This is a genomic window from Embleya sp. NPDC025285 (assembly GCF_055558835.1).
In genome coordinates, this window is record NZ_JBVHLU010000200.1 from 1 (window position 1) to 9,205 (window position 9,205).

Annotated in this window: 8 protein-coding genes and 2 pseudogenes; 5 read left to right on the plus strand and 5 right to left on the minus strand. The window is 69.8% G+C overall.

What is annotated here, in order from left to right; translation table 11 throughout:
- From ACZ4FV_RS50820 to ACZ4FV_RS50835, 4 genes and pseudogenes are all read left to right on the plus strand, one after another.
- Window positions 1-444: pseudogene (locus tag ACZ4FV_RS50820) on the plus strand (hypothetical protein); the annotation flags it as partial.
- A gap of 265 nt (window positions 445-709) precedes the next feature.
- Entirely contained in the window at window positions 710-1,906 is a 1,197-nt protein-coding gene (locus ACZ4FV_RS50825; protein WP_465328183.1) for a serine hydrolase domain-containing protein, read from the plus strand.
- Between the two features lie 506 nt (window positions 1,907-2,412).
- Window positions 2,413-2,784: a helix-turn-helix domain-containing protein gene (locus ACZ4FV_RS50830; protein WP_465328185.1), complete on the plus strand. Its 372-nt coding sequence runs from the start codon at window positions 2,413-2,415 to the stop codon at window positions 2,782-2,784.
- Between the two features lie 394 nt (window positions 2,785-3,178).
- A complete protein-coding gene (locus tag ACZ4FV_RS50835) occupies window positions 3,179-3,574 on the plus strand; it encodes a TetR family transcriptional regulator (RefSeq protein WP_465328187.1) in 396 nt (131 codons plus the stop codon).
- 287 nt (window positions 3,575-3,861) lie between these two features.
- On the opposite strand, the gene ACZ4FV_RS50840 is transcribed toward ACZ4FV_RS50835, so the two are convergent.
- Window positions 3,862-4,890 carry a hypothetical protein gene (locus tag ACZ4FV_RS50840; RefSeq protein ID WP_465328189.1) on the minus strand — a complete coding sequence of 343 codons (1,029 nt, stop codon included), beginning with the start codon at window positions 4,888-4,890 and terminating at the stop codon, window positions 3,862-3,864.
- Window positions 4,891-5,312: 422 nt separating this feature from the next.
- Between ACZ4FV_RS50840 and ACZ4FV_RS50845 the strand changes: the two genes are divergently transcribed.
- On the plus strand, window positions 5,313-5,840 hold the full coding sequence (locus tag ACZ4FV_RS50845; RefSeq protein WP_465328191.1) for a hypothetical protein: 528 nt from the start codon (window positions 5,313-5,315) through the stop codon (window positions 5,838-5,840).
- 671 nt (window positions 5,841-6,511) lie between these two features.
- Here ACZ4FV_RS50845 and ACZ4FV_RS50850 read toward each other — a convergent pair.
- The 4 genes and pseudogenes from ACZ4FV_RS50850 to ACZ4FV_RS50865 form a co-directional block, all read right to left on the minus strand.
- Window positions 6,512-6,919, minus strand: coding sequence for a hypothetical protein (locus tag ACZ4FV_RS50850; protein ID WP_465328193.1), 408 nt, complete (start codon window positions 6,917-6,919; stop codon window positions 6,512-6,514).
- 334 nt (window positions 6,920-7,253) lie between these two features.
- The gene (locus ACZ4FV_RS50855; protein WP_465328195.1) at window positions 7,254-7,766 is read right to left on the minus strand and encodes a DUF2231 domain-containing protein; all 513 of its coding nucleotides are present in this window, start codon (window positions 7,764-7,766) and stop codon (window positions 7,254-7,256) included.
- 337 nt (window positions 7,767-8,103) lie between these two features.
- The gene (locus tag ACZ4FV_RS50860; protein ID WP_465328196.1) at window positions 8,104-8,847 is read right to left on the minus strand and encodes a YqjF family protein; all 744 of its coding nucleotides are present in this window, start codon (window positions 8,845-8,847) and stop codon (window positions 8,104-8,106) included.
- Window positions 8,848-8,983: 136 nt separating this feature from the next.
- Window positions 8,984-9,205: pseudogene (locus tag ACZ4FV_RS50865) on the minus strand (aa3-type cytochrome oxidase subunit I); the annotation flags it as partial.

Genomic DNA, 9,205 nt, shown 5'->3' on the forward strand with positions numbered 1-9,205 from the left:
GACGCGCAAGGCGGAAGCCGGTCCCGCCGGATCACCGCCGACATCCTCACCGCCGTGGCCGGCGCCGGGCTGGCCACCTTCGTTCGCGTAGCCGTGCTCGACATCGTCGTCGGCCTGAAGGCGGCGGACACCGCCGAGAAGAGCGCACTGTCCGACCGCTACGCCGACGTTCCCGCCGTACTCCCGCAGGCGTTCTACGAGATCGGCCCGCTGTTGTTCATGCTGGGCCTGGTCGCGGTGCTCGTCCAGTACGCCGTCGTCGGCCCCCGGCGCGGTCTCGCCGCAGCGCTGAGCCCGGCGCTGGTCCTCCTCGGCTTCGTGGCGATCATGGCGAACATGAACCTCCTCCCGGTCGGCGCGGCCATGATCTGGATCGCCCTCGTCCCGATCGCCCATGGAAACTCCGCGCCCCAGGTCCGCACACCCGCCCCGGCCGCGGTCTAGGACGCGGCGGCGCATCCGCAACCACCCACCCAGGCGGCCCGTTCGCACGGTTCCGGTTGCGTTTGCCTCCGCCCAGCGCGGTCCGGCTGGTCCTGCCGGACCCTCGGTGTCGGAGGCATCGCGCGTACGCGCGCGGAAGGTCTCACAAGTCTCACAACCCGACCGGCGCGCGCCGGATCGTGGCATCGGTTTTCGAGGTGCGTCTCCGCCGCGCGGTAGCGCGGGACGCGGTGATCGTGCCGACTACGACGAGGGAAGAGAACACATGATCAGGCATCAGCGGGTACTGGGTGGCGCACTCACACTGGCCGTGGCGGTCGGCATCGTGGCAGGCGTGTCGCCGGGCAGGGGCACCGGCGCGGAACGCGCGGACCGGCCCACCGCCGCGAAGTCCGCCAACGCCGCCGACGACACCCGGCTGCGCGAACTCGTGGGACGGCTGACCACCGTCGACGGTGGGCCCGGGGCGCTCCTGGAGATGCGGAACCGGCACGGCAGTTCGGTGCTGACCGGCGGCGTCGCAGACGTGGAGACGCGCGCGCCGGTGCGCACCGACAGCAGGTTCCGGATCGGCAGCATGACCAAGCCGTTCGTGGCAACGGTCGTGCTCCAACTGGCGGGAGAGCACCGCGTCGTCCTGGACGCGCCGGTGGAGCGATACCTGCCCGGCGTCGTACGCGGCAACGGAAACGACGGGCGAGCGATCACCGTCCGTCAGCTGCTCCAGCACACCAGCGGCCTGCCCGACTACCTCACGTACCTCAGCCCGCCGGAGATCCTCAAGGACCCGCTTGCCCACCACGAAGCCCGCGATCTCGTCGACATCGCGCTCACCCACCCCCCGACGTTCCAACCGGGCACCGACTGGCGTTACTCCAACACCAACTACCTGCTGGTCGGCCTGCTCATCGAGAAGGTGACCGGACGGCCGTACGGCGAGGAGATCCGTCGGCGCATCATCACGCCGCTCGGCCTGCGCGAGACGTCGGTGCCGGGTGACGACTCGGCGATCCACGGGCCGCACCCGCGCGGTTACGTGCGGCCGGGCAAGAACGCGCCGCTCATGGATCTCACCGCGATCAACCCTTCCATCGCGGGCGCGTCCGGCGAAATGATCTCCAGCGGTACCGACCTCAACCGGTTCCTGGACGCGCTCGTACGCGGCAGGCTGCTGCACCCGGCCCAGCTACGGGAGATGATGAAGACCCGGCCGACCGGCAACCCCGACGGCCGGGCGTACGGTCTGGGCCTGGAGAGCAGGCCACTGCCCTGCGGCGGCCTCTACTGGGGGCACGGCGGTGACATATTCGGATATCAGACCGCGGGCGGCGCCACGGCCGACGGCAGGCAGGCGACGATCATGGTGAACGTCGATCCGGGTGGGACGGACGAGCAGGACGACGACATGAAGGCCGCCGTCCAAACGGCGCTTTGCAAGGGCCGACCCACGGCTTCCCGGTAGCACGCGCCCAGCACCGGCTCTTCCGGCGGCGCGATACGGCTCAACCCGCGCAGCCACGCCTGTCGCAGCGAGGGCAGCGCAACCAGAGCGTCGATTCCCGCGAACAGCCCTGCCCAGTCCACCTCGGCATCCCCTGCACCCCGCATCGACATGCGAACACGGTGCGGCTGACCCCGCGCATCCTGGGTCGCCGGCGCTGCGTCGTCTCAATGGCGGGTTCGGGGCGCGGTGCTCTGACGTGGTGCGGCGCCGATTTTTCGGCGATGGGTCGGTTGACCTGCGGTGTCGCAGGGTTTGAGAAGGCTGCGCAACGCGATCGAGAATTCCCTGTGGCGGGCTGTGTGTTCGTGCGTCGGAACCGTGCTCGGCGGCCGTTCGTGTCATTCGTGCCCCGCGTCCCATTCCTGTGTCAGGGCTCCCGGGGTGCGGGTGTGCTGGCTGTCATGGCGAGCAGTCGCTCTTCGGTTTCGGTATATCCTGCTGCGGGTTCCTCGGATAGGGCGGCAGTGTTGCGGCTGCTGGTGGTGCGGCGTCTGCTCACCCTGGCGGAAGCGGGTGGTGTCACCCGCGCGCACGTGGCGGTCGCCGCCGAGGCGGTGGGGGTGTCGGAGCGCACGGTGTGGCGCTGGTTGGCGGCAGCGCGCGAGCCGGGCCGCGTGGACCCGCCGGGACGTGACCGCTTCACGCTGGGCGATGCCCTGTGGGCGTGTCTGGCGGACCTGGGCGGGAAGGTGAAGGCCTTGCACCGCCGGATGTGCGCCGGAGCCGACAAGGACACCGAGAACGAAACCCCCTCGCAGCCCAGAGACGTGTCGTTGACAACGCTTTTGCCGAGGCCGCTGCCTCCTTCGCCAGCGCGAACTGCTACTGCGGCCTGAGCGACACGCACGCGGAGCTGCTCGCGATCCTCACCGACACCACCGTCGACAGGGTGCGGGCCGCGCACAAGGCCGACCTCGAGGACTGGGCGCGGGAACAGGAGCTGCGGGACCACCCGGATCTCGCCGTCCTCGAGGCGGACCTGGACCGCATCCGAGGCCGCTCCTGACCCGGGGGGCTCGCCCGGCCGCGCCGGCCCTTCCGCGAGATCGTCTTCCCCTGGACCCGCCTGGGCTGCTTCGCCCCCACCACCGCCATGGATGGACGCTCCGCCACCGGATGGCTCTACGGCCTCGCCCAATTCATGAACGCCCGCGACACCCCCACTCCCCACCCACCGCCATGCCGCGCCGACCGTGACCCCGATCACGAACGCGCCCTCACCCGCGACCCATGCCCCTTGGACGACAACGCCCACCTGATGTGGGCGCTGCGCCTGCAGCTGCCCGACGTCCTGTTCGACACGCACGGCGTCCATGCCCGTCTCCACGACGGCGCCCGGTCCCGGGCGACGATCTGCACGTCACCGAACGGGCGCCACGCACTACGGGAGAGTCGGCGCCAGCGGCGTCACTGGCGTCTCCACGGAGGCGAGGCCGGTTTCAGGAGGTCGCCGACCGCGCGGGAGTGGCCGTCCAGACCGTGTACTTCGTCTTCCACAACAAGCGTGCGCTGTTCAAGGACGTCGTCGACGGGCAGGCCCCTCGTGCACGGCGCCGAGGTCTCCGGACCCGTCGAGGCGCCGGACGCGTGCGGCGAACAGGGCGGCCCACGGGATGGCGGAGGTAGTCTCCAGCGGTCGTCGGGGGCGTCGTGCGCCGCGGCGTGGACCGATGGTGGGTCGCGAGGGTTTGCCGCCGACGGCGGCTTGCCCACTGGCGTACGGATCGGCCTTCAGGCCCGTTCGAGGGTCTTGTCCGCGCCGGCGCCCGCCGCCATCAGTGCACTGTGGGCGGGGTCGCGCAGCAGGTGATCGGTCGATGCCCGGGTGTTCGTCCGCGTCCGGGCCGCCGGGCCGAAGCCGAGGCTGGCGCTGACGGTGCCCGAGCTGCGGATTTCGGTTTGCCCTCCGGCCTTCAGCGCGGTCGCGACCTCGGGGGTTGCCCACCGGAAGACGTCGGGCAGGGGCTTGCGGGTGTCGTTGAGCGCGGTGAGCGGAACGGAGACGCGGGGCTTGAAGACCGGCAGCGCGTTCCGGAATCCGTGGGTGAGGCGTGCCGTGGCCTTGCCGACCTTGCGCGCGGGGCGAAGGACGGCCCCGCCCGCCTTTCGCAACGGGCGATCAGGTCTTTCGCCTCTTGGACGTGGTCTCGTGCACGTTCTCGCATGGTCGATCGGCGGCCGGTCTCCGTCCCGGACCAAGGACGGCCGAGCTTCTTCATCAGTTCGCCGTAGGCGTCCACGCTGAGCTGGTGCGGCAGGCGGGCACTGAGTTCGACGGACTCGTAGGCCAAGCCCTGCAGTTCGTACTCTTGGCCGTCGACTTTCTTGAATTCGGTCGCATATTTCCCCAACACGCGCTCCGCTTCGACAGTGGAGGTGTTGTTTCTCGTGCGCCGCGCGTTGCGTCCGATTTTCGATATGATGTCACTCGCTTTTATCGCCCCGCCGTTCTTCCCGAGCTTTTTGGCGGTGAATTGAAGGATGTGGCCGAATTCGTGCGTCGCGATCGCTATCGGATTCTCCGGGGAGTCCTCGGCCCAGTACCCTTCAGCCACCTCGTTCTGGATGGATGCCAGGAGGGCGTCGCGATCGTCGACTCCCGACCAGTGCTTGTTGAAGCGGATTTCCCCCTTTGCTCCGGCGATGGCATAGATGTCACCGTCCGTCGCCGGAAATTCGACGATCGTGACGTTGTGAAGGTGTGCCTCGGGGAATTTTTCGAGCCCTCGGAGAATGCCCTCCATGTATTCTCGTGCGGTCTCGGGATGCGTTTCATCGCCACCCAGCGAAGCGGCGATCTTGTGTCCTGCGGCCAAAGCCTCAGATGTGAAGACTCGCTCGACGTCGTCGACGGTCGGGGCCTCGCGCAACGTCCGTCGAATCTCCGTGGGTGTCGCGGGGCGCTGCGAGAGACCCGATCCGAGCCACGGATTGTCGATCACCCGGCTCTCCCCGTCCTGCCGCCTTGACCGTGGCGACCCACCAGATACGACACATCCGACCGGCCCGGCCCCGGCGCGTCGGCGGCACATCCCGTTCGACACGGCGAAAGGGGCACACCCGGGGACGGCAGGCGAGCCAACCCGGCCACCCCCGGGCGTGATCATGCCAGAACATCCCGAACACACGCTCCCCGGGAGCAGCGCCTCCTCGGAGCGAGGAGGAGACCGTGCACCGGAGGATCGCATCTCGTCGGATCCCGTGGAGGCGGCCGTGGAGCGGTTGTAGGCATCGCCCTTGCCCACCGGGCATGGTTACGACGTGCCGCATGAGGTGTACGACGCCGTCAAGGCGCTGATGACGGCGATCGCCTCGCGGCCCGCCTCGCGCCGCCACGCCCCGCGAGCCTCGCCCCCTCGTCCGCATGGCCGAGTTCGGCGCGAGGAGGAGCGCCGCCCCGGAGGTCCATCGAGCACGCGCCGCCCGGCCGTTCGACCGACGAGGTCGATGTACCGCCGCCTCGAACCACTGCTCTCCAAGGCCCGCCGAACCCCGCGCCTGGCACCGATCAACCGCGTACGGCGCCGTGGGCTGCGCCGACGAGGAGGGCCAGTCGCGCGAGGAGTCGCTTCGCGAGTATCTGATCGGGTACGTCGAGTTGGTGAACAGGCAAGACGCGAGAGTCCTCAAGGACCACCTGAAAACCGATTCGAACGACGAAGTGCACCTCAGACTCCGCGAGCACGGCGGCAAGGGGCTGCGCGACATCCGCATCGGCGGTCGGACGCAAGACATCGCCGGGGCCTACCCTTTCGACCTCACTGCAACCACCTCGGACGGAGCCCACTTCGCATGGAGCGGGGTGGGACTCCGGCAGGACGGCGGATGGACGCTCATGGCGATGACGCCCCCGGAGCTCGAGGCCTCCTCAACGCTGAGACCCCCGAGTTGACCGACGCTGTCCTACTGTGGCGCCCGGCAGATGCCAGGCGCCACAAGGCTTTCCGAACGTCGACCCTCCACGAGACCCCCACAAATCGCATCGGAGACGCCGGCGGTTTGAGTAATGCCGCGGAAGCCGATGGGCTGTCCGCGGCCGTCATCTCACGCTGGCCCTGCCGGGTGTCCGTATTCGGGGTAATCCGTCGGCTGCCGGCCATCGCGGTTGTCAGGGGCCGCTCCCGCGCGTTGGCGTTGCGGGACGCCGGGCGGGTGTGGGTGCCGGGCAGTGCCCGGGCGTCGTTTCCGGCGGAGAGGGTCCTGGCCTTGGGCCGGGTGGGGTTCTTGCACGGACTCACCGGGCGGCCGTAGCCGCTTCCCCGGTTCTCGTCGACCAGGCCGACCAGCAGAGAGCCCGGGGCGCCCGTTGCGCGGACACCAGCCCGCGAAGTCCTCGGCGCTGCATAGTCCGTCCAGCCGGTCTCCGACCCACGTCGCCGTCGTCCCGGCCGGGTTGCTCACCCGGGCGATCTGCGCGGTCAGAGACGGGGTTTGCTCACCGGACCGGAGACGGTGCGACAACGGCCGCCTCGGCAGCTGCATCGGCCTTCGAAACAGCTCCGAGCGTGCCCGCCGATCATGCTCACAAACCGGGAAACACCAAGATCACCGACAGAGTCGAGGTCAGGCCGACGCCTCGCGCGCGGCATGCTCTTCGCGCGGGTCGACGAACGGGGTCTCCGGCGCCACACGGGCGACAGTCTCGCGCAGGCGGTGCAGCTCGGCCTCCGACCCTTGCCACCGCATGACGGTCCCCATGACCGGCATGCGCATGCCGACGGCCTGGTCGAGGAACCGGGCAACCCGTATGTTGTCCATGCCGTGCCGCGAGCGGAACGCCGGGGACGCCGCGATGCCGATCCAGTAGGTGTCCCGGCCTTTGTCGGTCTTCCAGAACACCACCGCGTCGATGTCGCGCCAGGGAATGGCCCGGCCCCACCCGCGGCGTTCCCGGCCTCCCGGGCCCAGGGTCACCCCGGCGGCGTCGAGCCGCAGCAGCGGACGCCTGCGACTCCGTAGGCGGTGCGCCACACCACGATGTCGCGCCCGCCGGAACCGGGCGTTCGCGGTCCCGCTTCGCGGGTGGCTCGCGCCTGGTCTCGCGGCGCAGGCCGTCGGCCTCGGCGCCTTCGGGCGGGACCAGGAGCGTGAACACCTCGCGGAGACGGTCGCCGCCCGCCTGGACTGCCTGCTGCGTGTCTGAACGGGGACACATCCGCGGGCCAGTCCGGCACGAGCACGCCGAGATCCCTGAACGCCTTTCTGACCGCGCCCTGCGCCTGGGCCACCTCGTGCCCGGACTTCACGAGTTCCCCCTCGAGGACGGAGACGGGCGCCGTACGGGCGGCGCGTGGGAGCCGGATCGTCAGTCGCGACGACCGTGTTGGCGGCGGGTGGCGCCGCTGTCCGCCTGCCACTGCGCCTGGTCCTGGGCGCGGGTCGGGTCGGGTGCGGCGGCGCGAACGCCGACACCGTGGTCCTGGACCAGGGACCAGCCCAGGCTGCCGGCGGCCAGCGTGAACGCCATGCCGACCGCCGACATGACCACGCCGAGCGTCGCGCTGCGAGCCGGGCCGTGCCAGTGCGAGGCGTACACGGCCAGGGTGATCGCGAACAGCGCCAGCGACAGCACGTTCAACGCGCCGTGCCGCATCCCCACCCGCTTGGCCGCGGAACCCTTGGGGATGCCCACCGCCAGGTCGATCAGCCCGGGCATCGCCGCGAGCACCGCGCCGGCCACACCCGCGATGTTCAACACGATCGCGAAATCCAACCAGAACTGGGTTCCCTTGGCCGCATAGACCGCGTAACCCACCAACGCACCCGTATACCCAGCGATGGGAAACGCCACGAGCATCGGATGGATCGGATGCCCCATGATTGTCGCCTTGCTGTACATCGCCAACCTCCACAGGCGAGAGAACGAAACCGCTCGATCCCTCTGCCCGGGTCGGCCCACCTCACACGGACCATTCGCGTACGAATCCACCGACTCGTACCGCATCGGGGGAGCCGTCACAAGCCGCGTGCGACGGAAGGTGCGGCGGTCACACGGCGCGCGAGCAAGGACGGGCTGTGAAGCCCGGTCCTGCCGTCCGCGGGGATGACGCGTGGCCGGTTCCGTGCGAGCGAGGCGCCGGAGCGTCCGCATCGTCGGCATCGACCGGCCCGCCATGCGTACCGATCCGCCGAGGGAGGTGGTTCTACAAACGTCCCTACCCCGCGCCGGAGCTCGGTCGGCTCGATCGGGCTCTCAGCTTCGGCACAGCCGCGCGGACCCCGTCGATCCGATCGGCATAGTGCACCAGCGGCGCGCAGTCGGGAGGCGGCAGCCCGACCGCGTCGGTGAGGGTCTGCGCGAGTCGTTCGCATCGGGCTTGCCGCAGCGGCCAGGGATGGTGGTCGACGGGCAATTCCCACAGCCGTCCGAGGTGGCGGGTCCAGGCGCGCCACCTGCCGGTCAGCCATACGTCCAACCGGGATCGTTCGAGCGGGTCCCGGTCCGGGACGACGCGCAGCTCGTACGAAGCGCCACCTCCTCGTCGACGCCCCCGGTACTCCACACCGCCGTCCGCACGTCGGATCGACAGATCACCGACGTGATACGGCGCGCCGACGAGCGTCCGGGCCGCCGCGCAGGCGAGCTGGGCGGACGCCTCGACGGTGAGGAACCACAGGCCGTCCCGTTCGCCCGCACCACGCACATAGGTGCGCAGGTTGGTCTCTCGGAACCGCCGCAAGCCGGGAATGGCCGCCTTGCCGAACAACCTCGGGTCGCCCAACAGGAACGGCGTCAGGCTCACCCATGCCCGTCCGCCGAACGTGTCGACCGTCAGACCGTCGGGAAGCAGCGCCTGCACCTGCTCCGGCCGGTAGGGCCAGTGCAGCAGCGTCAGCCATTGCCAATCCATGGTCAGCGGCGCTCCGCGCGCGTGCTCCTCGCTCGTTACGGCCACCATGTAAACCTGATACCCGGGTGGCCGCGATCAAGCCCGCCGATATCACCGGACCTCGGTGCTTCGAGCCGACCGGTCCCACCGTCGTGACGAACATCGCCGTCACGACGGCGGCCGTTGCCTATGCCTATGCCTATGCCTATGCCTTTGGACGGTGGGTGTCGGGGCCGTTGCTGGGGAGCATTTCGGTTCCTCGTTGGGTTGCGTGGTCCAGTGCGGTGACTTCCGGGTGGTGCAGATCGAACGCCGGGGATTCGGACCGCACTCGGGGCAGCCTGGTGAAGTTGTGCCGGGGTGGCGGGCAGGAGGTGGCCCATTCCAGTGAGCGTCCGTAGCCCCAGGGGTCGTCCACGATCACCTC